General features: G+C 58.5%; 39 protein-coding genes. 33 read left to right on the forward strand and 6 right to left on the reverse strand.

Features of this window, described 5'->3' with window-relative positions:
* The 29 genes from ACYPYQ_RS02915 to rplQ form a co-directional block, all read left to right on the forward strand.
* A partial coding sequence (locus ACYPYQ_RS02915; protein ID WP_459721186.1) for an EF-Tu C-terminal domain-related protein occupies window positions 1–109 on the forward strand: 109 nt, incomplete at its 5' end.
* A 160-nt stretch (window positions 110–269) separates the two neighbouring features.
* The gene (gene rpsJ, locus ACYPYQ_RS02920) at window positions 270–581 is read left to right on the forward strand and encodes a 30S ribosomal protein S10 (protein ID WP_407899302.1); all 312 of its coding nucleotides are present in this window, start codon (window positions 270–272) and stop codon (window positions 579–581) included.
* Window positions 582–660: 79 nt separating this feature from the next.
* Window positions 661–1,305, forward strand: coding sequence for a 50S ribosomal protein L3 (gene rplC, locus ACYPYQ_RS02925; protein WP_459719394.1), 645 nt, complete (start codon window positions 661–663; stop codon window positions 1,303–1,305).
* Window positions 1,305–1,931: a 50S ribosomal protein L4 gene (gene rplD / locus ACYPYQ_RS02930; protein WP_459719397.1), complete on the forward strand. Its 627-nt coding sequence runs from the start codon at window positions 1,305–1,307 to the stop codon at window positions 1,929–1,931. The genes rplC and rplD overlap by 1 nt, the downstream gene beginning before the upstream one ends.
* Complete coding sequence (gene rplW, locus ACYPYQ_RS02935) at window positions 1,928–2,242, forward strand: 50S ribosomal protein L23 (RefSeq protein WP_459719400.1); 315 nt, start codon at window positions 1,928–1,930, stop codon at window positions 2,240–2,242. The genes rplD and rplW overlap by 4 nt, the downstream gene beginning before the upstream one ends.
* 3 nt (window positions 2,243–2,245) lie before the next feature.
* Window positions 2,246–3,073, forward strand: coding sequence for a 50S ribosomal protein L2 (rplB, locus tag ACYPYQ_RS02940; RefSeq protein ID WP_459719404.1), 828 nt, complete (start codon window positions 2,246–2,248; stop codon window positions 3,071–3,073).
* 13 nt (window positions 3,074–3,086) lie between these two features.
* Entirely contained in the window at window positions 3,087–3,362 is a 276-nt protein-coding gene (gene rpsS, locus ACYPYQ_RS02945) for a 30S ribosomal protein S19 (RefSeq protein WP_459719408.1), read from the forward strand.
* 9 nt (window positions 3,363–3,371) lie between these two features.
* Complete coding sequence (gene rplV, locus ACYPYQ_RS02950) at window positions 3,372–3,701, forward strand: 50S ribosomal protein L22 (protein WP_459719411.1); 330 nt, start codon at window positions 3,372–3,374, stop codon at window positions 3,699–3,701.
* Between the two features lie 2 nt (window positions 3,702–3,703).
* Complete coding sequence (gene rpsC / locus ACYPYQ_RS02955) at window positions 3,704–4,417, forward strand: 30S ribosomal protein S3 (protein WP_459719414.1); 714 nt, start codon at window positions 3,704–3,706, stop codon at window positions 4,415–4,417.
* Window positions 4,401–4,817 carry a 50S ribosomal protein L16 gene (rplP, locus tag ACYPYQ_RS02960; RefSeq protein ID WP_459719417.1) on the forward strand — a complete coding sequence of 139 codons (417 nt, stop codon included), beginning with the start codon at window positions 4,401–4,403 and terminating at the stop codon, window positions 4,815–4,817. Before rpsC ends, rplP begins: the two co-directional genes overlap by 17 nt.
* 2 nt (window positions 4,818–4,819) lie before the next feature.
* The gene (gene rpmC, locus ACYPYQ_RS02965; RefSeq protein ID WP_459719420.1) at window positions 4,820–5,014 is read left to right on the forward strand and encodes a 50S ribosomal protein L29; all 195 of its coding nucleotides are present in this window, start codon (window positions 4,820–4,822) and stop codon (window positions 5,012–5,014) included.
* Window positions 5,011–5,256 carry a 30S ribosomal protein S17 gene (gene rpsQ, locus ACYPYQ_RS02970; protein ID WP_459719424.1) on the forward strand — a complete coding sequence of 82 codons (246 nt, stop codon included), beginning with the start codon at window positions 5,011–5,013 and terminating at the stop codon, window positions 5,254–5,256. Before rpmC ends, rpsQ begins: the two co-directional genes overlap by 4 nt.
* Before the next feature lie 150 nt (window positions 5,257–5,406).
* A complete protein-coding gene (rplN, locus tag ACYPYQ_RS02975) occupies window positions 5,407–5,775 on the forward strand; it encodes a 50S ribosomal protein L14 (protein ID WP_459719427.1) in 369 nt (122 codons plus the stop codon).
* A 20-nt stretch (window positions 5,776–5,795) separates the two neighbouring features.
* Window positions 5,796–6,107 carry a 50S ribosomal protein L24 gene (gene rplX, locus ACYPYQ_RS02980; RefSeq protein WP_459719431.1) on the forward strand — a complete coding sequence of 104 codons (312 nt, stop codon included), beginning with the start codon at window positions 5,796–5,798 and terminating at the stop codon, window positions 6,105–6,107.
* 11 nt (window positions 6,108–6,118) lie between these two features.
* Window positions 6,119–6,658: a 50S ribosomal protein L5 gene (gene rplE / locus ACYPYQ_RS02985; RefSeq protein ID WP_459719434.1), complete on the forward strand. Its 540-nt coding sequence runs from the start codon at window positions 6,119–6,121 to the stop codon at window positions 6,656–6,658.
* A gap of 7 nt (window positions 6,659–6,665) precedes the next feature.
* Window positions 6,666–6,971, forward strand: a complete 306-nt coding sequence (rpsN, locus tag ACYPYQ_RS02990; RefSeq protein ID WP_459719438.1) for a 30S ribosomal protein S14 — start codon at window positions 6,666–6,668, stop codon at window positions 6,969–6,971.
* A 10-nt stretch (window positions 6,972–6,981) separates the two neighbouring features.
* Window positions 6,982–7,377 (forward strand): 30S ribosomal protein S8, encoded by a 396-nt coding sequence (gene rpsH / locus ACYPYQ_RS02995; protein ID WP_459719441.1) that lies wholly within the window; start codon window positions 6,982–6,984, stop codon window positions 7,375–7,377.
* Between the two features lie 9 nt (window positions 7,378–7,386).
* Complete coding sequence (gene rplF, locus ACYPYQ_RS03000; protein ID WP_459719445.1) at window positions 7,387–7,920, forward strand: 50S ribosomal protein L6; 534 nt, start codon at window positions 7,387–7,389, stop codon at window positions 7,918–7,920.
* Between the two features lie 11 nt (window positions 7,921–7,931).
* Window positions 7,932–8,288, forward strand: a complete 357-nt coding sequence (rplR, locus tag ACYPYQ_RS03005; RefSeq protein WP_459719448.1) for a 50S ribosomal protein L18 — start codon at window positions 7,932–7,934, stop codon at window positions 8,286–8,288.
* 14 nt (window positions 8,289–8,302) lie between these two features.
* On the forward strand, window positions 8,303–8,824 hold the full coding sequence (gene rpsE, locus ACYPYQ_RS03010) for a 30S ribosomal protein S5 (RefSeq protein WP_459719451.1): 522 nt from the start codon (window positions 8,303–8,305) through the stop codon (window positions 8,822–8,824).
* A gap of 2 nt (window positions 8,825–8,826) precedes the next feature.
* The gene (gene rpmD, locus ACYPYQ_RS03015) at window positions 8,827–9,012 is read left to right on the forward strand and encodes a 50S ribosomal protein L30 (RefSeq protein ID WP_459719454.1); all 186 of its coding nucleotides are present in this window, start codon (window positions 8,827–8,829) and stop codon (window positions 9,010–9,012) included.
* The gene (rplO, locus tag ACYPYQ_RS03020; protein ID WP_459719457.1) at window positions 9,013–9,447 is read left to right on the forward strand and encodes a 50S ribosomal protein L15; all 435 of its coding nucleotides are present in this window, start codon (window positions 9,013–9,015) and stop codon (window positions 9,445–9,447) included. It begins immediately after the preceding gene.
* A gap of 9 nt (window positions 9,448–9,456) precedes the next feature.
* Window positions 9,457–10,752, forward strand: a complete 1,296-nt coding sequence (gene secY, locus ACYPYQ_RS03025; protein WP_459719459.1) for a preprotein translocase subunit SecY — start codon at window positions 9,457–9,459, stop codon at window positions 10,750–10,752.
* 76 nt (window positions 10,753–10,828) lie between these two features.
* Window positions 10,829–10,945, forward strand: a complete 117-nt coding sequence (gene rpmJ, locus ACYPYQ_RS03030; protein WP_459719462.1) for a 50S ribosomal protein L36 — start codon at window positions 10,829–10,831, stop codon at window positions 10,943–10,945.
* Between the two features lie 59 nt (window positions 10,946–11,004).
* A complete protein-coding gene (rpsM, locus tag ACYPYQ_RS03035) occupies window positions 11,005–11,370 on the forward strand; it encodes a 30S ribosomal protein S13 (RefSeq protein ID WP_459719467.1) in 366 nt (121 codons plus the stop codon).
* A gap of 20 nt (window positions 11,371–11,390) precedes the next feature.
* Window positions 11,391–11,780, forward strand: coding sequence for a 30S ribosomal protein S11 (gene rpsK, locus ACYPYQ_RS03040; RefSeq protein ID WP_459719471.1), 390 nt, complete (start codon window positions 11,391–11,393; stop codon window positions 11,778–11,780).
* 12 nt (window positions 11,781–11,792) lie between these two features.
* Window positions 11,793–12,422 carry a 30S ribosomal protein S4 gene (gene rpsD / locus ACYPYQ_RS03045; protein WP_459719476.1) on the forward strand — a complete coding sequence of 210 codons (630 nt, stop codon included), beginning with the start codon at window positions 11,793–11,795 and terminating at the stop codon, window positions 12,420–12,422.
* A gap of 17 nt (window positions 12,423–12,439) precedes the next feature.
* Complete coding sequence (locus ACYPYQ_RS03050) at window positions 12,440–13,411, forward strand: DNA-directed RNA polymerase subunit alpha (RefSeq protein ID WP_459719479.1); 972 nt, start codon at window positions 12,440–12,442, stop codon at window positions 13,409–13,411.
* A gap of 45 nt (window positions 13,412–13,456) precedes the next feature.
* Window positions 13,457–13,846, forward strand: coding sequence for a 50S ribosomal protein L17 (gene rplQ, locus ACYPYQ_RS03055; protein ID WP_459719482.1), 390 nt, complete (start codon window positions 13,457–13,459; stop codon window positions 13,844–13,846).
* Between the two features lie 83 nt (window positions 13,847–13,929).
* Here rplQ and uvrA read toward each other — a convergent pair whose 3' ends face one another.
* A complete protein-coding gene (uvrA, locus tag ACYPYQ_RS03060) occupies window positions 13,930–16,749 on the reverse strand; it encodes an excinuclease ABC subunit UvrA (RefSeq protein ID WP_459721190.1) in 2,820 nt (939 codons plus the stop codon).
* A 198-nt stretch (window positions 16,750–16,947) separates the two neighbouring features.
* On the opposite strand from uvrA, the gene ACYPYQ_RS03065 reads away from it, so the two are divergent.
* From ACYPYQ_RS03065 to ACYPYQ_RS03080, 4 genes are read left to right on the forward strand one after another with little or no spacing between them, the layout of a single operon-like run.
* Window positions 16,948–18,303, forward strand: coding sequence for an MFS transporter (locus tag ACYPYQ_RS03065; RefSeq protein WP_459719485.1), 1,356 nt, complete (start codon window positions 16,948–16,950; stop codon window positions 18,301–18,303).
* 1 nt (window position 18,304) lies between these two features.
* On the forward strand, window positions 18,305–18,772 hold the full coding sequence (locus ACYPYQ_RS03070) for a single-stranded DNA-binding protein (protein WP_459719489.1): 468 nt from the start codon (window positions 18,305–18,307) through the stop codon (window positions 18,770–18,772).
* A gap of 30 nt (window positions 18,773–18,802) precedes the next feature.
* The gene (greB, locus tag ACYPYQ_RS03075; protein WP_459719492.1) at window positions 18,803–19,366 is read left to right on the forward strand and encodes a transcription elongation factor GreB; all 564 of its coding nucleotides are present in this window, start codon (window positions 18,803–18,805) and stop codon (window positions 19,364–19,366) included.
* 9 nt (window positions 19,367–19,375) lie between these two features.
* Complete coding sequence (locus ACYPYQ_RS03080) at window positions 19,376–20,452, forward strand: calcium:cation antiporter (RefSeq protein WP_459719495.1); 1,077 nt, start codon at window positions 19,376–19,378, stop codon at window positions 20,450–20,452.
* A gap of 49 nt (window positions 20,453–20,501) precedes the next feature.
* Here the strand turns inward: ACYPYQ_RS03080 and ACYPYQ_RS03085 are convergent, their stop codons facing one another.
* Genes ACYPYQ_RS03085 through purM form a run of 5 tightly spaced genes read right to left on the reverse strand, consistent with a single transcriptional unit; the run spans window position 20,502 to window position 25,324 of the window.
* Entirely contained in the window at window positions 20,502–21,815 is a 1,314-nt protein-coding gene (locus ACYPYQ_RS03085; protein WP_459719498.1) for an RsmB/NOP family class I SAM-dependent RNA methyltransferase, read from the reverse strand.
* A gap of 8 nt (window positions 21,816–21,823) precedes the next feature.
* Window positions 21,824–22,936 (reverse strand): DUF3108 domain-containing protein, encoded by a 1,113-nt coding sequence (locus ACYPYQ_RS03090; RefSeq protein WP_459719501.1) that lies wholly within the window; start codon window positions 22,934–22,936, stop codon window positions 21,824–21,826.
* Window positions 22,933–23,634: a DUF3108 domain-containing protein gene (locus ACYPYQ_RS03095; protein ID WP_459719505.1), complete on the reverse strand. Its 702-nt coding sequence runs from the start codon at window positions 23,632–23,634 to the stop codon at window positions 22,933–22,935. The genes ACYPYQ_RS03090 and ACYPYQ_RS03095 overlap by 4 nt, the downstream gene beginning before the upstream one ends.
* Window position 23,635: 1 nt before the next feature.
* A complete protein-coding gene (gene purN / locus ACYPYQ_RS03100) occupies window positions 23,636–24,283 on the reverse strand; it encodes a phosphoribosylglycinamide formyltransferase (protein ID WP_459719508.1) in 648 nt (215 codons plus the stop codon).
* Entirely contained in the window at window positions 24,284–25,324 is a 1,041-nt protein-coding gene (purM, locus tag ACYPYQ_RS03105; RefSeq protein ID WP_459719511.1) for a phosphoribosylformylglycinamidine cyclo-ligase, read from the reverse strand. It lies immediately after the preceding gene.
* Window positions 25,325–25,347 lie beyond the last annotated feature (23 nt).

Consider the following 25,347-nt stretch of genomic DNA (forward strand, 5'->3'; position numbering starts at 1 on the left):
CACGGTCAACCTGATCAACCCGATCGCGATGGAAGAAGGTCTGCGTTTTGCGATCCGCGAAGGTGGCCGTACCGTCGGCGCCGGCGTGGTCGCGAAGATCATCGAGTAATACTCGGGAAGCGGGGTGATGTAGTGCGCGGCGACTCGCGCTCATTACCCTGTTGCAAAGGTTGGCGAGTAAGCATACAATGCGCGCCCTCGCGTGGTACGCCCACGCGTTTTTCGTTCTTTAAACCAGCGGCTCTGCCGCATAGATGCAAGAGAAGATTATGCAAAGTCAAAAAATCCGCATTCGCCTGAAGGCATTCGACTATCGACTGATCGACCAGTCGGCCCTGCAGATCGTGGATACAGCCAAGCGCACGGGCGCTGTTGTTAAAGGCCCGGTCCCGCTGCCGACCAAGATCGAGCGCTTCGATGTATTGCGTTCGCCGCATGTGAACAAGACTTCTCGCGATCAATTCGAGATTCGCACTCATCTGCGCCTGATGGACATCATCGATCCAACGGACAAGACTGTGGATGCGTTGATGAAGCTGGATCTGCCCGCTGGTGTCGATGTCGAGATCAAGTTGCAGTAATTTGAAGTTTTGCAGTAGAAGTATTGGTAGTTGAATCGGCTGACCAATTGAAGTCAGCCCCTTAATAAAAGGAAAAGAAATGAGCTTAGGACTTGTCGGTCGCAAGATTGGCATGACCCGCATTTTCACCGACGATGGTGCATCGTTGCCGGTGACTGTGCTGGACGTGTCCAACAATCGTGTCACCCAGATCAAAACCGCTCCCACTGATGGTTACAGTGCTGTGCAAGTCGCGTTCGGTACGCGCCGCGCCAGTCGCGTGACCAAGGCTGCTGCCGGGCACTTTGCCAAGGCGGGGGTCGAGGCGGGTAGCGTACTCAAAGAATTCACAGCCACCCCCGAGCAGTTGGCCAATCTTACGGTCGGCGCAAACGTGGGTGTGGACCTGTTCCAGGTCGGCCAGAAAGTTGACGTGACAGGTGTGACGATTGGTAAGGGCTATGCCGGTACCATCAAGCGCTACCACTTCAAATCGGGTCGTGCGACACACGGCAACTCCAAGTCGCACAATGTGCCCGGCTCCATCGGCATGGCGCAGGATCCCGGTCGAGTGTTCCCGGGTAAGCGCATGACTGGTCATCTCGGTGACGTTCAGCGCACTGTTCAAAATCTCCAGATCGTTCGTATCGATGCTGAGCGTCAGCTGTTGCTGGTGCGCGGTGCGGTTCCGGGCGCGCCAGGCGGCGATGTGATCGTCCGTCCGGCAGTGAAGGCGGGGGCATAATGGAACTCAAAGTTATCAACGAGAACGGCAAGGCCGGCAAGAGCATGGTCGCTTCCGACGATCTGTTTGGTCGTGAATATAACGAGGCGCTGGTTCACCAGCTGGTGGTTGCATATCAGGCGAATGCCCGCTCTGCCAACAGCAAGCAAAAGGGCCGCAGTGAGATCAACAAGACCACGCACAAACCGTTTGCACAAAAAGGTACCGGCCGTGCGCGTGCCGGTCGTGCATCCAGCCCGTTGTGGCGCGGGGGCGGCAAGATATTCCCGAACCAGCCGGATCAGAACTACTCGCACAAGATCAACCGCAAGATGTATCGCGCCGGTCTGGCTTCGATCTTGTCGAAGCTGGTCAGCGATGGTCGCCTGAGCGTGTTGGAAGCGTTGTCTATCGATGCGCCCAAGACCAAGTTGCTGGCAGCCAAGATCAACGACATGGGTTTGAAAGATGCCCGCGTCATGATCGTCACTGACAGCATCGATGAGAACATGTATCTGGCTTCCCGCAACCTGCCTAACGTGCTGGTGGTTGAAGCGCATCAGGCTGATCCTGTCAGTCTGGTTCGCTTCCCGAACGTGCTGATGACCAAGGGTGCGATCGCCAAAATTGAGGAGATGCTGGCATGACGACCAAGAACATCGAAGCGCGCCTGATGCACATTCTGCTGGCGCCGCAGATCTCTGAGAAAGCCACCTTCGTTGCTGAGAAGAACGAACAGGTCATCTTCCACGTTGCTTCGGATGCTACCAAGCCTGAAGTCAAAGCGGCGGTCGAGAAGCTGTTCAATGTGATCGTTGATAGCGTGCAGATCAGCAATGTGAAGGGCAAGCAGAAGCGCTTTGGCCGTTACATGGGCAGCCGCAAGGACTGGAAGAAAGCCTATGTCTGTCTGGCTGCCGGTCAAGAGATCAACTTTGCCGCTAGTGAGCAGGGGTAAAACATGGCACTGATTAAACTCAAACCAACATCGCCAGGTACACGTACGGTTGTGCGTGTAGTCAACAAGGAATTGCACAAGGGTAAACCCGTAGCATCCTTGCTGGAAAAGAAGACCCGTACTGCCGGCCGCAACAACAATGGCCATATCACAACCCGGCATATGGGTGGCGGGCACAAGAAGCACTATCGTCTGGTCGACTTCAAGCGCAACAAGGACGGGATCCCGGCCAAGGTCGAGCGCCTGGAATATGATCCGAACCGTACTGCGCACCTTGCGCTGTTGTTGTATGCGGACGGTGAGCGTCGTTACATCATCGCCCCCAAGGGCATCGCTGCAGGTGCCGAGCTTATCAGCGGATCCGAAGCCCCAATCAAGCCGGGCAATGCATTGCCGTTGCGCAACATTCCGGTGGGTTCCACGATCCATGCGATCGAGATGCTGCCAGGCAAGGGTGCCCAATTGGCGCGCTCCGCTGGCGCGGCGGTCCAGTTGCTGGCTCGCGAAGGCAGCTACGCGCAGTTGCGCCTGCGCTCGGGTGAGATCCGCAAGGTCCACATCGACTGCAAGGCGACGCTTGGCGAAGTCGGCAATTCCGAGCACAGCCTGCGTTCCATCGGCAAGGCTGGTGCAAACCGCTGGCGCGGCATCCGCCCGACGGTGCGTGGCGTGGTGATGAACCCGGTCGACCACCCGCACGGTGGTGGCGAAGGCAAGACGGCTGCGGGTCGTCATCCGGTCAGCCCATGGGGTACGCCGGCCAAGGGCTACCGTACACGCAGCAACAAACGCACCTCGAACATGATCGTGCGTCGTCGCTTCAAGGCTTAAGGGGTAAATCAGAATGGCACGTTCAATCAAAAAAGGTCCTTTCGTCGATCTGCATCTGCTCAAGAAGGTCGAAGCGGTCCGCGCAACCAACGACAAGCGTCCAGTCAAAACCTGGTCGCGTCGCTCTACGGTTCTGCCTGAGTTCGTCGGTCTCACGATCGCAGTTCACAACGGCAAGGCGCATGTTCCGGTCTATATCTCGGAGAACATGGTGGGTCACAAACTGGGCGAGTTTTCGCTGACGCGTACCTTCAAGGGCCACGTCGCTGACAAAAAAGCGAAGAAATAAGGAGAGATGATGAGTACAACAGCAGTCATCCGGGGTGTACGTTTGTCGGCGCAGAAAGCGCGTCTGGTCGCTGACCAGATCCGCGGCCTGCCTGTCGCGCAAGCCTTGAACATTTTGACTTTCAGCCCGAAGAAGGGCGGCGCCATCATCAAGAAGGCGCTGGACTCTGCGATCGCCAATGCCGAGCATAACGACGGCGCTGACATCGACGAACTGAAGGTTTCTACCATCTACGTGGACAAGGGTGCTTCCCTGAAGCGCATGATTCCCCGCGCCAAGGGCCGTGGAACCAGCATCGAGAAGCAGACTTGCCACATTACGATCACAGTCGGGAGCTAAGCATGGGTCAGAAAATTCATCCGATTGGTTTCCGTTTGAGCGTCACTAAGAACTGGTCGTCCAAGTGGTATTCCAACAGCAAGAACTTCGCTGATCTGCTGCACAAGGACATCGAAGTGCGCGATTACCTGAAGAGCAAGCTGGCTGGCGCCGGTGTTTCCAAGATCGTGATCGAGCGCCCCGCGAAGAATGCCAAGATCACCATCTACACGGCGCGTCCGGGAGTGGTGATCGGCAAGAAGGGCGAAGACATCGAAAAGCTGCGCGCCGAATTGCGCGAGCGCATGGGCTTGCCGGATGTCGGTCTGAACATCGAGGAAGTGCGCAAGCCTGAAATCGATGCGCAGCTGATCGCCGAGTCCATTACGCAGCAGCTGGAAAAGCGCATTATGTTCCGCCGGGCGATGAAACGCGCGATGCAGAACGCCATGCGTCTCGGTGCCCAGGGCATCAAGATCATGAGCGGCGGCCGCCTGAATGGCATTGAGATCGCGCGTACCGAATGGTATCGCGAAGGTCGCGTGCCGTTGCACACTCTGCGTGCCGACATTGACTACGGCTTTGCCGAAGCGAAGACCACCTACGGCATCATCGGTGTGAAGGTGTGGGTTTACAAGGGTGACCAGACTGGTCAGCAGGAAGTCGCTGCTCCCGTTGTTGCCGAGCCAGAAAAGAAAGTAAGAAAGTCGGGAGCGAAACATGCTACAGCCAGCTAGAAGAAAGTACCGCAAGGAGCAGAAGGGCCGTAACACCGGCGTTGCAACACGCGGCAACAAGGTCAGTTTCGGTGAGTTCGGCCTGAAGGCCGTTGGTCGCGGCCGCCTGACGGCGCGTCAGATCGAAGCGGCACGCCGTGCGATGACGCGTCACATCAAGCGCGGTGGTCGTATCTGGATCCGCGTGTTCCCGGACAAGCCGATCTCCAAGAAGCCCGCCGAAGTGCGTATGGGTAACGGTAAGGGTAATCCGGAGTACTACGTCGCCGAGATTCAGCCGGGCAAGATGCTGTATGAGATGGACGGCGTGGCTGAAACATTGGCGCGCGAGGCGTTCAAACTGGCATCTGCGAAGCTGCCGCTTGAGACGACCTTCGTTGTCAGACAGGTAGGAGCGTGATCATGAAAGCGAACGAGCTGAAGAGCAAATCCGTGGCTGAGTTGCATGAAGAGCTGTTGTCGTTGAGCAAGGCGCAGTTCGGTCTGCGCATGCAGCTGGCGACACAGCAGCTGAACAACAACAGCCAGCTGAAAAAGGTGCGCCGTGATATCGCGCGTGTAAAAACAGTATTGACAGAGAAAGGTGTGCAGCAATGAGTGCAGCTAATCTGAAACGCGCGCTGACTGGCACTGTTGTCAGCAACAAGATGGACAAGACCGTTACGGTCCTGGTCGAACGCAAGGTCAAGCACCCAGTGCTGGGCAAGGTGGTTCGCGTCTCCAAGAAGTACCACGCTCACGACGAGAACAACTCGTGCAACGAAGGTGATGTGGTTACGATCGAGGAGACACGTCCTCTGTCGAAGACCAAGACTTGGCGTGTAACGACGGCCGATTGATAGCTCGAGGCCGCGTATTTGAAAAAAAGCTTGCACTAAGGTGTGAGTCTGAATAGAATGCGCGGCTTCGTTTCACCGCCGCTTGCGGCGGCCTAACCCGAACGGGTTCCAAAACTAGCCGCCGCAGGCGGAAAAAGTTGGAGATAAAAAATGATACAAATGCAGTCTGTTTTGAATGTGGCTGACAACACCGGCGCACGTTCTGTTATGTGCATCAAGGTGCTGGGTGGTTCCAAGCGCCGCTATGCCAGCGTGGGTGATGTGATCAAGGTCAGCGTCAAGGATGCTGCTCCGCGCTCTCGCGTGAAAAAAGGCGAGGTGTACAGCGCAGTTGTCGTTCGTACGGCAAAGGGTGTGCGCCGCTCCGACGGTTCCTTGATCAAGTTCGACGGCAATGCAGCCGTTCTGCTGAACAACAAGCTGGAGCCGATCGGTACCCGTATCTTCGGGCCGGTGACGCGTGAACTGCGTAACGAGAAGTTCATGAAGATCGTTTCCCTGGCGCCTGAAGTGCTGTAAGGGAAGGATAAGGATAAATCATGCGCAAGATTAGAAAAGATGATGATGTGATCGTGATCGCCGGCAAGGATAAGGGCAATCGCGGCAGCGTTATGACGGTGTCTGATGATTATGTGGTGGTCTCTGGCATCAACAAGGTCAAGAAACACCAGAAGCCGAATCCCATGAAGGGCACTTCGGGCGGTATCGTCGAGATCGAGAAGCCGTTGCACATCTCCAATGTGGCCATCTACAACGCGGCTACCAAGAAGGCGGATCGTGTCGGCATCAAGCAGCTGGAAGATGGTCGCAAAGTGCGCATCTTCAAGTCCAGCGGCGAAGTGATTGCATAAGGGGTATGAGCATGGCTCGTTTGAATCAGTTTTATAAAGAGACCGTAGCGCCGCAACTGATGAAGCAGTTCGGCTACAAGTCTGTGATGGAAGTGCCGCGTATCGAGAAGATCACACTGAATATGGGTGTAGGCGAGGCGGTTGCAGACAAGAAGGTGATGGATCATGCGGTGAGCGACATGACCAAGATCGCCGGACAGAAGCCTGTCGTTACCAAGTCGAAGAAGTCCATCGCCGGTTTCAAGATCCGCGAGAACTATCCGGTCGGTTGCAAAGTGACGCTGCGCCGTGAGCGCATGTATGAATTCATGGATCGACTGGTGACGGTTGCCATTCCCCGTATCCGCGACTTCCGTGGTATCTCCGGCAAGTCTTTCGATGGTCGTGGCAACTACAACATGGGCGTCAAAGAGCAGATCATCTTCCCGGAGATCGAATACGACAAGATCGATGCTTTGCGCGGCATGAACATCACGATCACGACGACCGCGAAGACCGACGAAGAGGCGCGTGCGCTTCTGCTGGCATTCAAATTCCCATTGAAGAACTGAGGGTGATATGGCTAAAACAGCTTTGATTAACCGCGAACAGAAGCGCCGCGACACAGTGAAGAAGTTCACTGCCAAACGCGCGGAATTGTTGGCAATCGTGTCAAACATGTCGCTGAGCGAAGAAGAGCGCTTTGCAGCGCGTCAAAAACTGCAGGCGCTGCCTCGTGACTCCAGCCCGGTGCGTCTGCGTAATCGCTGTGCGCTGACGGGTCGTCCACGTGGCACGTTCAGCAAGTTCGGTCTGGGTCGCATCAAGTTGCGTGAATACGCGATGCGCGGCGAGATCCCTGGTGTAGTCAAGGCAAGCTGGTAAGGGTGAATTTATGAGCATGAGTGATCCTATCGCCGATATGTTGACGCGTATTCGTAATGCGCAAATGTCGGAAAAAACAATCGTGGCAATGCCATCCTCCAAGATCAAAGCTGCAATCGCCAAGGTCCTGCAGGACGAGGGTTATGTCGAGGGCTTCAAAGTCATCGAAAACGACGGCAAGCCGACTCTTGAGATCGGTCTCAAATATTATGCGGATCGTCCTGTGATCGAGAAGATCCAGCGCGTGAGCCGTCCCGGTCTGCGTGTGTACAAGTGCTGCGAAGACATCCCTCGCGTGATGAACGGTCTGGGTATTGCCATCGTCTCCACATCCAAGGGCTTGATGACAGATCACAAGGCACGCGCCAGCGGTATCGGCGGCGAAGTGCTCTGCATCGTGGCATAAGGGGGGAACATGTCTAGAGTTGGTAAAAATCCAGTTGTAGTGCCGGCGGGTGTGGAAGTTACGCTTGCGGCAGAGAAGATTTCCGTCAAAGGTCCACTCGGGACCCTGACGCAGGCACTCAAGGGCGATGTCACCGTCGTTCGCGAAGGCGACAAGTTGCTGTGTAAGGCTGTCGGCGAGTCCGCCCAGGCGAATGCCATGTCCGGCACCATGCGCGCACTGTTGGCGAACATGGTGAGCGGCGTGAGCAAGGGTTTCGAGCGCAAACTGACACTGGTTGGCGTGGGTTATCGCGCGCAAGCTGCCGGAGACACGCTGAACTTGACGCTCGGCTTCTCACACCCCGTTGCACACAAGATGCCGCAAGGCGTCAAGGTTGCAACGCCCAGTCAGACCGAAATCGTGCTGACTGGCGCAGACAAGCAGCAGGTTGGACAAGTTGCCGCCGAGATTCGCGCTTATCGTGCTCCTGAGCCTTACAAGGGCAAGGGCGTTCGTTACGCGGATGAAGTGGTGATCCTGAAAGAAACCAAGAAGAAATAATCGAGGTTGATATGTTTAATAAGAACGAATCGCGTCAGCGCAGAGCACGTAAAACCCGTGCCCGCATTGCTGAGCAAAAAGCAGTGCGCTTGGCTATCCATCGCACCAACCTGCACATATATGCGCAAGTGATCTCCGCCGATGGCGGCAAGATTCTTGCGAGCGCTTCCACACTTGAAGCCGAAGTGCGCAAGAGTGTTGCAAATGGTGGCAATGCCGCCGCCGCAGCGGTGGTTGGTAAACGTATCGCCGAGAAGGCCAAGAGTGCGGGCGTGACAGCCGTTGCGTTCGACCGTTCCGGCCACAAGTACCATGGTCGCGTCAAGGCGCTGGCAGAAGCTGCGCGCGAAAATGGCTTGCAGTTCTAAGATCGAGGTGAATCATGGCTAAAGCACAAGGTAAGAATCAGCAGCCCGAAGACAAAGGTGACGGCCTCATCGAGAAGATGATCCATGTGAACCGCGTCACCAAGGTGGTGAAGGGTGGTCGTATCATGGGTTTCGCAGCACTCACCGTGGTGGGTGACGGCGATGGGCGCGTCGGCATGGGTAAGGGCAAATCCAAGGAAGTGCCGGTGGCCGTGCAAAAGGCAATGGAAGAGTGTCGCCGCAAGCTGGTCAAAGTCAATCTGAAAGATGGCACGCTGCATCACGCGGTTGTCGGGCGTCATGGTGCCGCCAAAGTCGTTATGCTGCCTGCCTCCGAAGGTACTGGCATTATCGCCGGCGGCGCGATGCGTGCGGTGTTCGAGGCTGTCGGTGTCCGTAATGTACTGGCCAAGTGTCTCGGATCCAATAATCCGTACAACGTCGTTCGAGCAACATTGAATGGTCTGCAAGCACTGAACTCCCCTGCGGAGATTGCTGCAAAGCGCGGCAAGAGCGTTGAAGAGATCGCGGGGTAATCATGGCTAAAGAAAAAACATTGAAGGTTACGCAGGTCAAAGGTCTGATCGGAACCAAGCAGTCGCATCGCGATACCATTCGCGGTCTAGGTCTGCGCCGGATCAACCATACGGTCGTTCTGGAAGATACTCCGGCAGTACGCGGCATGATTAACAAGGTGTTCTACCTGGTCAAGTGCGAGGCATAAATGGAACTCAATCAAATTAAACCGGCAGATGGTGCAAAGCACTACAAGCGTCGTGTAGGTCGCGGTATCGGCTCGGGCTTGGGTAAAACAGCCGGTCGCGGTCACAAAGGTCAGAAATCACGCTCGGGTGGTTTTCATAAAGTCGGGTTTGAGGGCGGTCAGATGCCTTTGCAGCGCCGCTTGCCGAAGCGCGGTTTCGTCTCCTTGACGCGTAACGATACTGCACAGGTTCGCTTGTCGGATTTGGAAAAGTTGCCGGTCGACACCATCGATCTGCTGGCGCTGAAACAAGCTGGTGTCGTTGCTGCAACGGCGCTGGGCGCAAAAGTGATTCTGGCTGGCGAGTTGACACGTGCGGTCAAGTTGCAGGGCTTGCTGTTGACGAAGGGCGCGCGCGCCGCTGTCGAGGCTGCCGGTGGCAGCATCGCAGAATAAGGACTGTCTGTGAGTGCTGTAGCCAAGAATAAATACGGTGATCTGAGCAAGCGCCTCTGGTTCTTGCTCGGGGCGCTGGTGGTGTACCGCATCGGTGCGCACATCCCGGTGCCGGGCATCGACCCGAATGTTCTGGCCGACCTGTTCAAGCAGCAGCAAGGTGGCATCCTGGGCATGTTCAACATGTTCTCGGGTGGCGCGCTCGAACGCTTCACGATTCTGGCACTGGGCATCATGCCGTATATCTCTGCATCGATCATCATGCAGTTGGCAGCGATCGCGGTTCCACATCTGGAGCAGTTGAAGAAGGAAGGCGAGGCCGGCCGTCGCAAGATCACGCAGTACACGCGTTACGGTACGTTGGTGCTGGCTTTGTTCCAGTCCTTCGGTATCGCGGTGATGCTGCAGTCGCAGAAGGATCTGGTTCTAAATCCGGGACTGATGTTCCAGATGACGACCGTGGTGACCTTGGTCACAGGGACCATGTTCCTGATGTGGCTGGGCGAGCAGATCACGGAGCGTGGATTGGGCAACGGTATCTCGCTGATCATTTTTGCCGGTATCGCTGCGGGCCTGCCAAGTGCGATCGGCAATACACTGGAAATGGCGCGTACCGGAGCATTCTCCGTGCCGCTGGTGCTGGCATTGTTCTTCGGTGCCATCGCCGTCACGGCACTGGTGGTTTTCGTTGAGCGCGGTCAGCGCAAGGTGTTGGTCAATTACGCCAAGCGCCAAGTGGGCAACAAGATCATGGGTGGGCAAAGTTCGCATCTGCCGCTGAAGCTGAACATGGCGGGCGTGATTCCGCCGATCTTCGCCTCCAGCATCATCCTGTTCCCTGCGACGCTGGCGGGCTGGTTCGGTAGTGGCAGCAGCATGACCTGGCTGAAGGATGTGAGCGACAAGCTGGCACCGGGTCAGCCGATCTATGTGATGTTGTATGCAGCTGCAATCATCTTCTTCTGCTTCTTTTACACCGCGCTGGTGTTCAGTCCGAAGGAGACCGCAGACAATCTGAAGAAGAGCGGCGCATTCCTTCCGGGGATACGTCCTGGAGACCAGACTGCGCGCTACATCGAAAAGATCATGCTGCGGCTGACCATGGTGGGTGCCGTGTACATCACGCTGGTCTGCCTGCTGCCCGAGTTTTTGGTGGTCAAGTGGAATGTGCCGTTCTATTTTGGCGGCACCTCGCTCCTGATCCTGGTTGTGGTGACTATGGATTTCATGGCGCAAGTGCAGTCATACTTGATGACCCACCAATATGAAAGCCTGTTGAAGAAGGCTAATTTTAAAGCCGGTTAAACGGCAGAGGCGTCGCCGAATACTTTGGCACTTTGCCGAGTACACGGCCCAGAATTGAAGAAGCAAGGAGAAGCAAATGAAAGTCCAAGCATCCGTAAAGAAAATGTGCCGCAACTGCAAGATCGTGCGTCGCAACCGTGTGGTTCGTGTGATCTGCAGCAGTGATCCTCGCCACAAACAGCGCCAGGGTTGATTGAGTACAATCGCCGCTGGATGTTAGAATTCGCAACTTTTGAACGATAGGGTAGCTGCATGGCTCGTATTGCCGGTGTAAACATTCCAAACCATCAACACGCTGTGATTGCGTTGACCGCCATCTATGGCATCGGGCGCACACGTGCGCAGCAGATCTGTGCTGCAGCCGGCGTGTCGACATCTTCCAAGATCAAGGACATCAGCGATTCCGAAATGGAAAAGCTGCGTGACGAAGTCGCAAAGTTCACCGTTGAAGGTGACCTGCGCCGTGAAGTCACGATGAACATCAAGCGCCTGATGGATATGGGCTGCTACCGTGGTTTGCGTCATCGTCGCGGCTTGCCGAGCCGTGGTCAGCGTACCCGCACCAATGCGCGCACCCGCAAAGGCCCGCGTAAATCCATCGCCGGCGCGAAAAAGTAATCAAGTAGAGGACTGCAGACATGGCAAAGACCAGCACGAAAGTGCGTAAGAAAGTAAAGAAGAACGTTGCCGAGGGTATCGCGCACGTTCACTCTTCCTTCAACAACACCATCGTGACCATCACAGACCGTCAGGGCAACACTCTGGCTTGGTCTACCAGTGGCGCGCAAGGCTTCAAGGGTTCTCGCAAGAGTACACCTTTCGCTGCACAGATCGCTGCCGAAGTCGTTGGCAAGTCTGCTGCCGAGTGCGGTGTGAAGAATCTGGAAGTGCGCATCAAGGGGCCTGGTCCGGGTCGCGAATCCGCTGTGCGCGCGTTGAACGCCGCCGGTTTCAAAATCACCAGCATTTCGGATATCACGCCGGTGCCGCACAACGGCTGCCGTCCTCCGAAGAAGCGTCGTATTTAAGGAGTATCGATCTTGGCTAGAAATCTTGATGCAAAATGCCGTAAGTGCCGCCGCGAAGGCGAGAAGCTGTTCCTGAAGGCAGAGAAGTGCTTTACCGACAAGTGCGCGGTAGAGCGTCGTGCATATCCTCCCGGACAGCACGGTCAGCGCCGCAACCAGCGTTTGTCCGAGTACGGTGGCCAGCTGCGTGAAAAGCAGAAGGTCCGTCGTATCTATGGCATCCTGGAAGGTCAGTTCCGCCTGACATACAAGCGCGCAACGACTGCCAAGGGCATCACCGGTGAGAACCTGCTGCAGTTGCTGGAATCCCGTCTGGACAACGTCGCCTATCGTATGGGCTTCGGCGGCTCGCGTGCGGAAGCACGTCAGACCGTGCGTCACAACAGCATCCTGGTCAACGGCAAACGTGTGAACATCCCTTCCTACATCGTCAAGCCCGGTGATGTGGTCGAAGTCAATGAGAAAGCTCGCGCGCAACTGCGACTCAAAGCATCTCTGGATGCCGCAGCGCAGCGCGGTTTCCCGGAGTGGCTGGATGTGGATGCCAAGGCATTCAAAGGCACCTTCAAGGCGGTTCCTCAGCGTACCGAACTGCCTGCAACCATCAATGAGCACCTCATTGTCGAGTTGTATTCCAAGTAATCAACGCGGAGTCGCATATGCCTACAAATAACCTGTTGAAGCCACGCATCATCGACGTCCAGAACATCTCCGCCACTCAGGCGCGCGTTGTGATGGAGCCGTTCGAGCGCGGCTACGGCCATACGCTGGGCAATGCCCTGCGTCGCATCCTGCTGTCTTCCATGCCCGGCTATGCCGTGACTGAAGTGAAGATCGCCGGGGTGCTGCATGAATACTCCCCGATCGACGGCGTGCAGGAAGACGTGGTCGAGATCCTCTTGAACCTGAAGGGGCTGGTCCTGAAGCTGCACGGCGCGCCTGAGGCTACACTGCAATTGAAGAAGTCCGGCGCTGGCGTGGTCACTGCCGCAGACATCGAAGTCGATGCCGATACCGAAGTGATCAATCCCAACCATGTCATCGCACATCTGACAGCAGGCGGCAAACTGGACATGGAGATCAAGGTCGAGAAGGGATGTGGTTATGTTTCCGCCATCTCGCGTCAACAACCGGGCTCGAGCCGCGCTGTTGGCCATATCGCGCTGGATGCTTCGTTCAGCCCGATCTCCCGCGTGAGCTATGCAGTCGAGAGCGCGCGTGTAGAACAGCGCACCGATCTGGACAAGCTGATCATCGACATCGAGACCAACAGCGCAATCGATCCGGAAGAGGCCATCCGCTATGCAGCGCGCATCCTGGTCGAACAGTTCTCCGTGTTCGCCGCACTGGAAGGCACGCCGGCACCGGTCGAGAAGCCCGCCGCGCCGAAGGTCGATCCAATGCTGCTGCGCCCGGTCGATGATCTGGAACTGACTCCGCGCTCTTCGAACTGCTTGAAGGCCCAGAGTATCCATTACATCGGCGACCTGATCCAGTACACTGAAGCCGACCTGTTGCGCACCCCGAATCTGGGCCGCAAATCTCTGAACGAGATCAAGCAGGTGCTGGCCGAGCACGACTTGTCGCTGGGTATCAAGCTGGAAAACTGGACGGCAGTGTCCGAGAAATAAAGCTCGCCCGGTAGACACCGGGTCAGAAAGCAAGAGAGGAAAATCATGCGTCACCGTTTAGGACTTAGAAAACTCAACCGCACCAGCAGCCACCGTCTGGCGATGTTGCGCAATATGACCGTTTCGCTGCTGCGCCACGAAGCGATCAAGACCACCTTGCCCAAGGCAAAGGAACTGCGCCGTGTGGCAGAACCTATCCTGACCCTGGGCAAGAATCCCAGCCTGGCCAACAAGCGCCTGGCATTCGCCCGCCTGCGTGACCGCGAGATGGTCACCAAGCTGTTCGACGAACTCGGCCCGCGTTATGCGGCGCGCAACGGTGGTTATTCCCGCATCCTGAAGTTCGGATTCCGTAAGGGTGATAACGCGCCGATGGCGCTGATCGAGCTGGTCGATCGTCCGATGGACGCCGAAGCAGTGGAAGTGGCTGAATAAAGACAGCCGCTGGGCATGAAGAAAAGGCCGGGTCACCCGGCCTTTTTCATTTTGGCGACTTTGGGAGCCGTGGTGCGGCACTGCTATTTCGCAAGCAGCTGTTTCAAGTAGGGGCCAGTAACACTTCCCTTGTTCGCGGCGATATCCTTGGGCGACCCCTGCGCAACGATGCGTCCGCCGCCCTCGCCGCCTTCCGGTCCCATGTCTATCACCCAGTCCGCTGTCTTGATCACGTCCAGATTGTGTTCGATGACCACCAGTGTGTTGCCCTGGTCGCGCAGGGTGTGGATCACCTTGAGCAGCATGTCGATGTCGTGGAAATGCAGGCCGGTGGTCGGTTCGTCGAGGATATACAGCGTGCGGCCAGTGTCGCGTTTGGAGAGTTCCAGTGATAGTTTCACGCGCTGCGCTTCACCGCCCGAGAGCGTGGTCGCGCTCTGGCCGAGCGTGATGTAACCCAGTCCCACATCTAGCAGCGTCTGCAGCTTGCGCTTGATGACAGGCACCGCGTTGAAAAACGCATGCGCGTGTTCCACTGTCATCTCCAACACCTGATGGATGTTCTGTCCCTTGTACAGTACTTCCAGCGTCTCGCGGTTGTAGCGCTGGCCGTGGCAAACGTCGCACGGTACATACACGTCCGGCAGGAAGTGCATCTCCACCTTGATCACGCCATCGCCCTGGCACGACTCGCAGCGTCCGCCCTTCACGTTGAAGGAGAACCGTCCCGGTCCATAGCCGCGCTCGCGCGAGGTCGGCACGCTGGCGAACAGGTCGCGTATCGGTGTGAATAGCCCGGTGTAAGTCGCCGGGTTGGAGCGCGGCGTGCGCCCGATGGGTGATTGGTCTACGCTGATCACCTTGTCGAAGAATTCCAACCCTTCGATCTCGCGATGCGGCGCAGGCTCGGCATTGCTGCCATACAGATGCTGCGCAACCGCGTTGTACAAGGTGTCGTTGATGAGTGTGGACTTGCCCGAGCCGGACACGCCGGCCACGCAGGTCAACAATCCTACTGGCAGATCAAGCGTCACATCCTTCAGGTTGTTGCCACAGGCTCCGATGATCTTCAGCCGGCGTTCCGGATCGGGCTTGCGATAGGTCTTAGGTGGCTTTATGGTCTTGCGGCCAGCCAGATAATCTCCGGTCAGCGAATCAAGGTTTGCGATCACTTCCGCTGCCGTGCCCTGCGCCACCACCGTCCCGCCGTGTTCGCCCGCACCCGGTCCCATATCCACCACATAGTCAGCGGTGCGGATCGCGTCCTCGTCATGCTCCACCACAATCACGCTGTTGCCCATGTCACGTAAGCGTTTGAGAGTCGCCAGCAAGCGGTCGTTGTCGCGCTGGTGCAGGCCGATGGAAGGCTCGTCCAGCACATACATCACGCCGGTCAGACCGGAGCCGATCTGCGAGGCCAGGCGGATACGTTGCGCTTCGCCGCCGGAGAGCGTTTCGGCAGAGCGCTCCAGGGAAAGATATTCCAGCCCCACGTTGTTGAGGAAGGTAAGCCGGCTGGCGATCTCCTGCACGATCTTCTCAGCGATTGCCTGTTTGTTGCCCGGCAGCTTCACGCTGCTGAAGAAAGTCAGTGCCTGCTTCAGCGGTAGCGCACTTAATTCATAGATGGTCTTGTCCGCGACACGCACATGACGCGCTTCTTCGCGCAGGCGCGTGCCCTTGCATTCCGGGCAAGAACAGTTGTTCAGGTATTTCGACAGCTCCTCGCGTACCGTGGGCGATTCCGTTTCCTTGTAGCGTCGCTCCAGATTGTTGACGATGCCCTCGAAGGGGTGCTCGCGCAGCATCTTCTTGCCGCGCTCGTTCAGGTAGGTGAAAGCGATTTCGTCGTTGCCGCTGCCGTACAACACCACCGTCTGTATCTTTTCAGGCAGGCTCTCGAAAGACTGTTCCAGATCGAAGTCGTAATGTCTGGCCAGGCTGTCCAGCATCTGGAAATAGAACTGATTGCGCCGGTCCCAGCCCTTGATCGCGCCGCCCGAAAGGGACAGGTTGGGGAAGGCAACGATGCGCGCCGGATCGAAGAATGAGATCACGCCCAAGCCGTCGCACTTCGGGCAAGCGCCCATCGGGCTGTTGAACGAGAACAGGCGCGGCTCCAGCTCCTGCAAAGAATAGTTGCAGATCGGGCAGGCGAACTTGGCCGAGAACAGATGCTCCTTGCCGGAATCCATCTCTACCGCCAGCGCACGGCCATCGGCATGGCGCAGTGCGGTCTCGAACGACTCCGCCAGCCGTTGCTTGATGTCGGCGGTCACTTTCAGCCTGTCCACCACGATCTCGATGGTGTGCTTGGAGTTCTTCACCAATTTTGGCAAGTTGTCCATCTCGCACACCTTGCCGTTCACACGCAGGCGCACGAAACCCTGCGCGCGCAACTCGTCGAACAGATCCTGCTGCTCACCCTTGCGCTCCACCACCACAGGCGACAAGACCATCACCTTCGTACCTTCCGGCAAGGCCAGCACAGCATCCACCATCTGCCCCACAGACTGCGCCTGCAACACGATGTCATGTTCCGGGCAATGCGGATCGCCCGCGCGTGCGAACAGCAGGCGCAGGTAATCGTGGATCTCGGTCACCGTGCCCACCGTTGAACGCGGATTGTGCGAGGTCGCCTTCTGCTCGATGGCGATGGCGGGTGAGAGCCCCTCGATCAGATCGACATCCGGCTTCTCCATCAACTGCAGGAACTGGCGCGCATACGCTGAAAGCGATTCCACATAACGCCGCTGCCCCTCGGCATACAGCGTATCGAACGCAAGTGAGGACTTGCCCGAACCGGAAAGGCCGGTGATCACCACCAGCTGATTGCGCGGCAGGTCGAGGCTGATGTTCCTGAGATTATGGGTGCGAGCACCGCGTATCTTGATGTATTCCATGTGAAGCGAACGGGCCATTGAAAACGACCCGCCAATATACGCGAAAACGGATGCTTACCCAACAGCCCCGACCGCAAGAAAAATTGTGGGTGCGCTATGGCGGAGAAGGGCGTGGCTATCAGACGGATAGCCAGAACTGTTAAGATACGCGCCTTCCGAAACCCCGCCCCCAGCGTCATGTCCGCTTCAGATCCCGCAATGACCCCGTTCGAGCGCCGCGCCAGCATTGGCCTCGCAAGCATCTATGGCCTGCGCATGCTGGGCCTGTTCATCATCCTGCCCATCTTCGCCCTGTATGCCGAGCAACTGCCGGGTGGCGAGAGCCATTTTCTGATCGGGGTGGCGTTGGGTGCCTACGGGCTGACGCAAGCCATCTTGCAGATCCCGGCCGGTTGGTTATCCGACCGTTACGGACGCAAGCCGGTCATCATCGCCGGTCTGTTGCTGTTCGCGGCAGGGAGTTTCATCGCGGCGGCGGCGGACGATATCTACTGGATCATCGCAGGGCGCGTGATCCAGGGCGCGGGCGCGATCAACGCGGCGGTGATGGCACTGACCGCCGACCTGACGCGCGAGGAGCACCGCACCAAGGCGATGGCGATGATCGGTATGACCATAGGCGTGACGTTCTCGCTGTCCATGGTGCTGTCACCGTTGCTGTACAAGACCATCGGCATGTCGGGTATGTTCGAGCTGACCGGTGTGCTGGCCTTCGTGTCCATCGCGATGGTGCTGTGGTACATCCCGCAGCCGCACATCACGCGTTTCCACTCGGATACCGAAGCCAACACCGGCAAGCTGAAAGAGGTGCTGCACAATGCCGACTTGCTGCGCATGGATTTCGGCGTGTTCACGCTGCATGCGATCCTGATGTCGGTGTTCATGCAGGTGCCGTTCATCCTGCGCGCCAACGGTCTGGATGCGGCGCACCAGTGGCAGGTGTACTTGCCGGTGATGCTGATCGCTTTCGTGCTGATGGTGCCGCCGATCATCATCGCGGAGAAGAAGGCCAAACTGAAACAGGTGTTCATGTGGGCCATCGGTCTGGCCGCACTGGCACAACTGGGCATCCTGTTTTTGCAGGATAGTCTGTGGGGCATGGCGCTCACGCTGTTGTTGTTCTTCACTGCGTTCAACGTGCTGGAGGCGACACAGCCTTCCATCGTCAGCAAGATCGCGCCGCTTGCGTCCAAGGGCACGGCGATGGGCGTGTTCAGCAGCGTGCAGTTCCTGGGGGCGTTCTTCGGTTCGGCCATGGGCGGTCTGCTGATGCAGTTGTATGGCGGCGATGCGGTACTGATGTTCGCGGTGGCGATGTTGCTGGTGTGGCTGGCGGTAGCATCCGGAATGCGAGCGCCCGAACCCTTGATGACCCGGATGTATCACCTGCCCGAGATGGATGATGCGGCGGCGAGCACATTGCGTCTGTCTCTGGCACAATTGCGCGGCGTGCGCGAGGTGCTGGTGGTCGGTAACGAGCAGATCGCTTGCCTCAAGGTGGAGATGGGCGGCTTCGACGAAGACGCGGTAGAACAATTAGTGAAGGGAGTATGAGATGTCAGTGAACAAGGCAATTCTGGTGGGGCGTCTGGGAAAAGACCCGGAGACCCGTTACATGACCAGCGGCGAGGCGGTGACCAACGTCACCCTGGCGACTTCCGAGAACTATAAGGACAAGAGCGGCGAGAAGCAGGAACGCACCGAGTGGCACAACCTGGTGTTCTACCGCCGTCTGGCCGAGATCGCCGGAGAATATCTGAAGAAGGGTTCGCAGATCTATGTCGAAGGCCGCATCCAGACCCGCAAGTGGCAGGACAAGGAAGGCAAGGATCGTTACACCACCGAGATCGTGGTGAACGAGATGAAGATGCTGGGCGGAAAGGCAGGTGGCGGAGGCAGCTTCGAAGTGATGGACGAGGGCGGTTCTTCCGCGCCGGCACGCAGTGCGCCGGCAGCACGTCCGGCCGCAGCCCCCGCGTCGAAGGGCAACTTCGACAACTTCGACGACGATATTCCCTTTTAACTCGTATCCGATCCTTTCCAAGCAGTACCCGTGAGCAAAGCTTTCACCCGCGAGAACGACACCGAAGATGACGACGACTCGGTGTCGTTGCCCGCGCTCCCGGCAGGAACCAAGAACTATATGACCCCGGCGGGTTACCGCCGCCTCAAGGATGAGTACATGCATCTGCTGGACGTGGAACGCCCGTCCGTGGTGCAGACCGTGTCGTGGGCGGCGGGCAACGGCGACCGCTCAGAGAACGGCGACTACATCTACGGCAAGCGGCGCTTGCGCGAGATCGACCGCCGCCTGCGCTTCCTCGCCAAGCGCATGGAGAACTCGGAGGTCGTCGATCCGGCACAGCGACAGGGTTGTGAGCAGGTGTTCTTCGGTGCTTCCGTGACGGTCTGCCACGAAGATGGCAGCGAGCGCATCTACAGCATCGTCGGCATCGACGAGGCGAACGCGAGCAAGGGGCATATCAGCTGGGTTTCGCCGCTGGCGCGCGTGCTGTTGAAGGCGCGCGAGGATGATGTGTTGATGCTGCCTTTGCCGGACGGTGTGGAAGAGCTGGTAGTGGTGAAAGTGGAATACCGTGAGATTGATTTTGAGTGAGGTGAGAACATGAAATATCTGATGAATGAAGTTCCCGTCTTCGTCGCATTGTTGGTGCTGGGTTTGGGTTTTGCGCTGGAGCATGGCGCGGTTGAACATGGTGGGATCATGCTGTGGGGGCTGCTGGGGGTGATACTGGCAGCCATCATCGGTGTCGCCTTCCGCATCGCGCACCATGCCGAGGTGTTGGCAGTGCGCTTTGGTGAGCCGTACGGCACACTCATCCTCACGCTGGCGGCGGTGTCGGTGGAAGTGGTGATATTGGTCGTGCTGTTGCAGGGCGCGCCGAATCCCACGCTGGCGCGCGACACGGTGTTCGCGGCGGTGATGTTCGACATCAACGGCATCCTCGGTCTGGCCGCCATCGTCGGCGGTCTGAAGCACGGGCAGACCAAGTACAACATCTCCTCGGCCAATTCCTTCGTCGCCATGCTGCTGGTCGCCATCGGCATCGGCATGTTCATCCCGGATTTCGTTCCGGATGCGCAATGGCAGGTCTATTCCATCTTCTCGGTGCTCACCATGTCGGTGATGTATGCGGCTTTCCTGCGCCTGCAGACGGTGGAGCACCGCACCTTCTTCGAATACTCGTCGGTGACCGAAGAAGAGGCGCACGACACGGTGCACAGCCCGAATGCCCTGCATGTGGGCATAATGCTGGGGGCCATCGTGCTGGTCGGTCTGCTGTCCGAAGTGTTGTCGGTGTTGCTTGATGCGGGTCTGTCCGGCAGCAGTCTGCCCAAGGCTATCCCGGCAGTGCTGGTGGCGCTGATCTCGGCCAGTCCGGAGATCCTCACCGCCCTGCGCGCGGCGCAGAACAACCGCATGCAGACCACAGTCAACATCGCGCTGGGCGCATCGCTTGCGACCGTGCTGCTGACGCTGCCGGTGATCGAGGCGATCGCCCTGTTCACGGGGGAGCGCATCGTGATGGCGCTGACGCCGGTGCAGGGCGGCATGCTGTTGCTGACCTTCCTGACGGTGATGAACAATCTGCACGACGGCGAGACCAATGCCATCGAAGGAATCAGTCACTTTGCGCTGTTCGCGGCATTCATCGCACTGGTGACGATGGGATTGATGTAAAGCAGAGTATGTCCAGGGGCCGTGATGGCGGTCGCGGCCCCTTTTGCCGTTACGAGACCGCTTCTTCTTTTTCTTCGGTGGCGATACCTGCAGGCCGACCGGTGCGCTCCAGCACGGCGGCGAAGAAGCCGTCGGTGTCGTGCTGCTGCGGGGTGAGTTGCAGATAGTCGCCCATGGGCAGGTCGATGTGATGTTGCGTCAACACTGCACCAGCGGGAAGCAATGCGAACTCGGGGTGCGCGGCAAGGAATGCGCGGACGATATCCTGGTTCTCTTCCTGCAACACGCTGCAGGTCGCATAGACCAGTCGCCCCCCTTTTTTCAGCAGCCGCGCGGCCGAATCCAGGATGGCGCGCTGCTTCGCTTTCAGTTCTTCCACGCTCTGCGCTGACTGGCGGAACTTCAGGTCCGGGTTGCGGCGCAGAGTACCCAGTCCGCTGCAGGGTGCATCCACCAGTACGCGGTCTATCTTGCCTGCGAGGCGTTTGATCTTCTGGTCGTTCTCGTGAGCGATCAGTTGCGCTTGCACGTTGGAAAGGCCAGAGCGTTTCAAGCGCGGCTTGAGGTTGGTCAGGCGTTTCTCCGAAACGTCCCACGCGTACAAGCGGCCCTGCGAATTCATCAATGCACCCAGCATCAGCGTCTTGCCGCCCGCGCCGGCGCAGAAATCCACCACCATGTCGTTGCGCTTCGGCGCCAGCATCAGACCGAGCAACTGGCTGCCTTCGTCCTGCACTTCGAACTTCCCGCTGAGGAACAGCGCGTGTTTGTTCAGCGCGGGTTTGTATCTGAGGCGGATGCCATAGGGCGAGAACGGCGTGGCCGTGGCTTCATAGCCTTCCGCCTGCAGCGATTGCAGCACTTCGTTGCGGTTGGATAACAGCGAATTGACGCGCAGGTCGAGCGGGGCGGACTGCTGCATGGACAGGCCGAGCGCGAGGATATCTTCGTCGCTGCGATAAGCGCGCAGTTTCTCCACGATCCATTCCGGCAGTTCGGCCTGGATGGAGAGCGGCAAGGTCGAAGCGTCGATGCTTTTGACCTTGATCAGCCATTCCTCTTCCTTCACCTTGAGCAAGGGTTTCAGCTCGCGCAGGTTGTAACCGCCGAAGCGCACCCAGTAGGCCAGCGCCATGCGGCGCGCGGAAGCGATACCTTTCTCTTCCATGGTGCAGGCATATTCGAGCAGCAGGCGGTGGCGCAACACGCCGAACAGCGTCTCCGCCACCAACTTGCGTTCGTTGGAGCCGATGCGCTCAGTCTGGAAGAAGTTGCGCAGCACGGCGTCCGCCGGATGTTCCATTTTCAGTGCGGCGCGCACGGCCTGGATGGTGAGGTCGAGACGGTATTCTGTGAGTAGCATGGTGTTCCCTATTCCTCCGCGATGCGGATGTCGGTGATGATGGCTTCGCCGGAGATGCTGCCGTCGCGATCTATGTGGCGGAGTTTAACGGGCAACAGGCGGTATTCCTGCGCGAACCAGATCTCCAGTCCTTCCTTGCCGGGCGGATGCAGTTTGCGGAAGTGTACCGTGTGCAACTTGCCCAGCGGCGTGACCAATTCTTCATTGGTGGCTATCTCGAACCGGTATCGTTCCCAGTCGCGTCCATTGGTGATGGCGATGGGCAGCACGTCGCCCGGTGCGGGCAGAGGCGGGAACTGGTAGAGGATGCTCAGGATGTCCTGGGTGGATTCGCCGAGCGGCATCTTGTGGCCGGAGGAGAAAGAGATCTTCCGCGCCGTGTAGTCGAGTTCGGCGCTGTCCCTGCGCTGTTCGCCGCCGTCCTCCTTGTCTTCGCTGTACTGCCGCGGATGCAATACGGTGCCGTCGGTCTCTCCGCTACTGGTCTGCACCAATTTGTAGGATTTCACCAGTCGCGCCAGCCCGACTGTGCGTGTGGTCGCGGTGAGCTCGTAACGGCCGTCCGTGATGCGCAATTCATGCCGTGCTTCACCTATTGCCATACCGTTCTTGCCGATGCGCACCTGGAATTTCAGGAAGGCATGTTTGGGCAGAGCGGGGCGCGGGGGCGGAGTGGCGTCGGCGACCGGCGTTGTAGCGGTCGGTGCGGAAGCGGCGACCACAGCGGAGACGGCGATCTCGGGAGCGGTCACCGCGACCTGACTGGCTGGATCAGGCATATCGCTTGCCGCCACGGCGGAAGCGGGGGCGGTCACTGCAACCTGGCTGGCTGCCAACGCCTGCTCGGTCGAGGCAGTGGTACTGAAGGCGGCGGCGCTGGCGGCAGCGGCTAGTTCATCGACCGGAGGTGCTGCGGGTTTAGGACGGGACGTGGCGGCGCGCGCGGTGGGGGTGCGCACCTGCGGCAGGGGGATCAGTTTTGCGATCAGGGGCGGCAGGTCGGGTTCTGCCTCGGGCAGCTGGATGGGCGGCAACCACATCAACATTGCATGGATCGCAAGGGAGATGGCCAGTGCGATAGCGAGTCGATGCCTGGCGGACGACAAGGCAGCGAAGCTCACGGCACCATGTTCAGGGTGCGCAGGACTTGCACCAGCTGGGCACCATCGTCCTCTGTCACCACCACTTTGCAGGGGATGAAACCGTGATCGACGGCAAGCCAGATCTCCGATTTCCACTTGGTCTTTTGCGGCTGGGTGTAGAGGTAGTAGCTGCGCAGGTTGCCGAACGGTACGCTTGCCGTCTGCGCCGGATTCAATTGATAGCGATATTCTTCCAGCTTGTGGCCATTGGTCATGCTGAACTGGATTTCCAGACGGCTGCGCGGCGGCTGCATGACGAACTGGTACATCATGCTTAAGCGGTCCTGGGTGTGCGGCGGCAGCGTGAGCAACTTGAGGCCGTCGTGACTGCCCAGGGCAAGCTCATTGCGACTCCAGTCGAAATCCGCGCTGCTGTTCTTCTCTGTGTTCCGCGTGCGCCGATGGGTGAAATGTTGCGGCAGCAGGCCCGTCTCGCCGATCTCGCCCTCGCTGGTGATCACGATGGTCTCGGGCTGGAACAGCGCCAGCAGACCGACCGGTTTGGTGACACTGACGATGCGGTAACGATCCTCATTGCGTTCGAACAGTTCGCTGACTTCGGCCAGTTTGATGTCCTGCTTGAGGATGTCATAACTCGCCTCGATGCGCAGCGGCAAAGGTTCTGCCGACAGGCTGAAGGCAAGGCTGGCGAGGAACAGGGCGAACAGGGCGCGCATCTCAATCCAGTCCGGGCGAGATCAGGGTGGTGCCGAGCTGCTCCATGCGGTCGATGGTGACGCGACCGCCTGCTTCGAGCCTGGCCTGATCGAGGCACAGCCAGCGCACTGCCTGAGGGAAGATGCGGTGTTCTTCGTGTAGCACGCGCGCCGCAAGTGTTTGCGGCGTGTCGTCACTCAGCACCGGTACGGCGGCCTGGATGATGATGGGGCCGCCATCCAGCGCGGGTGTGACGAAATGCACCGAACAGCCGTGGATCCTCACACCGTCCTGCAGGGCACGCGCATGCGTGTCGACGCCGGTGTAGGCAGGCAGCAGCGAAGGATGGATGTTGATCAAGCGCCCGGTGTAGCGATGCACGAAGCCGTCGGTGAGGATGCGCATGAAACCTGCCAGCACGACCACGTCGGGCTGATAGTGATCGATAACTTTTGCCAGTGCGCTATCGAACGCCTCGCGGTCGGCGTAGTCGCGATGCGACACCACGGCGGTCTCGATGCCGTGCGCGCGCGCCGTCTCCAGCCCCTGCGCATCCGCCTTGTTGCTGATCACGGCGGCGATACGGCAAGGCAGCTTGGCGCGCAACAAAGCTTCCATGTTGCTGCCGCGACCGGAGATGAGGATGACGATATTCTTCTGTGCTGGCATTTACTTGACTTGTGTCTGGTGCTCGTCGCCGTTGCGGGCGCGGATGGTGCCGATGCGCGACACGGTCTCACCGGCCTCTTGCAACTGTTTGATCGCATTGTCTGCGTCGGCGGCCCCAACGATCACCACCATGCCGATGCCGCAGTTGAAGGTGCGGAACATCTCTTGCGCCGCGACGTTTCCGCCTTCGCGCAGCCAATCGAACAGTTTGGGCATCTGCCAGGTCTTGCTGTCGATGTCGGCGACGACATTCGCGGGCAGCACGCGCGGGACGTTCTCGGTGATGCCGCCGCCGGTGATGTGCGCCATGCCTTTGACCGTGATGCTCTGCATCAGGCCCAGCATCGGTTTCACGTACAGGCGGGTGGGGGCCATGATGCAGTCGGCCAGTGTGCGCTCGCCGTCGAATTTGGCGTTCAGATCAGGTTTGCTCCGTTCGATGATCTTGCGCACCAGCGAATAGCCGTTGGAGTGCGCGCCGTTGGAGGCCAGGCCCAGCACTACGTCACCAGGCTTGATGTGTTCGCCGGTGATGATCTTGCTCTTCTCCACCACGCCGACCGCGAAACCGGCCAGGTCGTATTCACCTTCCGGGTACATGCCGGGCATCTCGGCGGTCTCGCCGCCGATCAACGCGCAGCCGGAATCTTCGCAACCTTTGGCGATGCCCTTGATGACGTCGGTCGCATTCGGCACATCCAGCTTGCCGCAAGCGAAGTAGTCGAGGAAGAACAGCGGCTCGGCACCCTGCACCAGGATGTCGTTCACGCTCATCGCGACCAGGTCGATGCCGACGGAGTCATGGCGGTTAAGCTCGAACGCCAGTTTGAGTTTGGTGCCGACGCCGTCGGTACCGGAGACCAGCACCGGCTCCTTGTATTTCTTCGAGATCTCGACCAGTCCGCCGAAGCCGCCGATACCGGACAGCACTTCGGGGCGCATGGTGCGCTTGGCAAAGGGTTTGATGTTCTCGACCAGTTGGTCGCCCGCGTCGATATCGACACCGGCATCGCGGTAGGAGAGGGAAGAATTCTGGCTCAAGTTGAGTTCTCGCTTTCTGGCAG

This window comes from Sideroxyarcus sp. TK5 (assembly GCF_054601595.1).

Coding starts and splice junctions, on each gene's coding strand:
- rpsJ (WP_407899302.1), top strand. CDS start 270: ATGCAAAGTCAAAAAATCCGCATTCGCCTGAAGGCATTCGACTATCGA.
- rplC (WP_459719394.1), top strand. CDS start 661: ATGAGCTTAGGACTTGTCGGTCGCAAGATTGGCATGACCCGCATTTTC.
- rplD (WP_459719397.1), top strand. CDS start 1,305: ATGGAACTCAAAGTTATCAACGAGAACGGCAAGGCCGGCAAGAGCATG.
- rplW (WP_459719400.1), top strand. CDS start 1,928: ATGACGACCAAGAACATCGAAGCGCGCCTGATGCACATTCTGCTGGCG.
- rplB (WP_459719404.1), top strand. CDS start 2,246: ATGGCACTGATTAAACTCAAACCAACATCGCCAGGTACACGTACGGTT.
- rpsS (WP_459719408.1), top strand. CDS start 3,087: ATGGCACGTTCAATCAAAAAAGGTCCTTTCGTCGATCTGCATCTGCTC.
- rplV (WP_459719411.1), top strand. CDS start 3,372: ATGAGTACAACAGCAGTCATCCGGGGTGTACGTTTGTCGGCGCAGAAA.
- rpsC (WP_459719414.1), top strand. CDS start 3,704: ATGGGTCAGAAAATTCATCCGATTGGTTTCCGTTTGAGCGTCACTAAG.
- rplP (WP_459719417.1), top strand. CDS start 4,401: ATGCTACAGCCAGCTAGAAGAAAGTACCGCAAGGAGCAGAAGGGCCGT.
- rpmC (WP_459719420.1), top strand. CDS start 4,820: ATGAAAGCGAACGAGCTGAAGAGCAAATCCGTGGCTGAGTTGCATGAA.
- rpsQ (WP_459719424.1), top strand. CDS start 5,011: ATGAGTGCAGCTAATCTGAAACGCGCGCTGACTGGCACTGTTGTCAGC.
- rplN (WP_459719427.1), top strand. CDS start 5,407: ATGATACAAATGCAGTCTGTTTTGAATGTGGCTGACAACACCGGCGCA.
- rplX (WP_459719431.1), top strand. CDS start 5,796: ATGCGCAAGATTAGAAAAGATGATGATGTGATCGTGATCGCCGGCAAG.
- rplE (WP_459719434.1), top strand. CDS start 6,119: ATGGCTCGTTTGAATCAGTTTTATAAAGAGACCGTAGCGCCGCAACTG.
- rpsN (WP_459719438.1), top strand. CDS start 6,666: ATGGCTAAAACAGCTTTGATTAACCGCGAACAGAAGCGCCGCGACACA.
- rpsH (WP_459719441.1), top strand. CDS start 6,982: ATGAGCATGAGTGATCCTATCGCCGATATGTTGACGCGTATTCGTAAT.
- rplF (WP_459719445.1), top strand. CDS start 7,387: ATGTCTAGAGTTGGTAAAAATCCAGTTGTAGTGCCGGCGGGTGTGGAA.
- rplR (WP_459719448.1), top strand. CDS start 7,932: ATGTTTAATAAGAACGAATCGCGTCAGCGCAGAGCACGTAAAACCCGT.
- rpsE (WP_459719451.1), top strand. CDS start 8,303: ATGGCTAAAGCACAAGGTAAGAATCAGCAGCCCGAAGACAAAGGTGAC.
- rpmD (WP_459719454.1), top strand. CDS start 8,827: ATGGCTAAAGAAAAAACATTGAAGGTTACGCAGGTCAAAGGTCTGATC.
- rplO (WP_459719457.1), top strand. CDS start 9,013: ATGGAACTCAATCAAATTAAACCGGCAGATGGTGCAAAGCACTACAAG.
- rpmJ (WP_459719462.1), top strand. CDS start 10,829: ATGAAAGTCCAAGCATCCGTAAAGAAAATGTGCCGCAACTGCAAGATC.
- rpsM (WP_459719467.1), top strand. CDS start 11,005: ATGGCTCGTATTGCCGGTGTAAACATTCCAAACCATCAACACGCTGTG.
- rpsK (WP_459719471.1), top strand. CDS start 11,391: ATGGCAAAGACCAGCACGAAAGTGCGTAAGAAAGTAAAGAAGAACGTT.
- ACYPYQ_RS03050 (WP_459719479.1), top strand. CDS start 12,440: ATGCCTACAAATAACCTGTTGAAGCCACGCATCATCGACGTCCAGAAC.
- rplQ (WP_459719482.1), top strand. CDS start 13,457: ATGCGTCACCGTTTAGGACTTAGAAAACTCAACCGCACCAGCAGCCAC.
- uvrA (WP_459721190.1), bottom strand. CDS start 16,749: ATGGAATACATCAAGATACGCGGTGCTCGCACCCATAATCTCAGGAAC.
- ACYPYQ_RS03065 (WP_459719485.1), top strand. CDS start 16,948: ATGACCCCGTTCGAGCGCCGCGCCAGCATTGGCCTCGCAAGCATCTAT.
- ACYPYQ_RS03070 (WP_459719489.1), top strand. CDS start 18,305: ATGTCAGTGAACAAGGCAATTCTGGTGGGGCGTCTGGGAAAAGACCCG.
- ACYPYQ_RS03080 (WP_459719495.1), top strand. CDS start 19,376: ATGAAATATCTGATGAATGAAGTTCCCGTCTTCGTCGCATTGTTGGTG.
- ACYPYQ_RS03085 (WP_459719498.1), bottom strand. CDS start 21,815: ATGCTACTCACAGAATACCGTCTCGACCTCACCATCCAGGCCGTGCGC.
- ACYPYQ_RS03095 (WP_459719505.1), bottom strand. CDS start 23,634: ATGCGCGCCCTGTTCGCCCTGTTCCTCGCCAGCCTTGCCTTCAGCCTG.
- purN (WP_459719508.1), bottom strand. CDS start 24,283: ATGCCAGCACAGAAGAATATCGTCATCCTCATCTCCGGTCGCGGCAGC.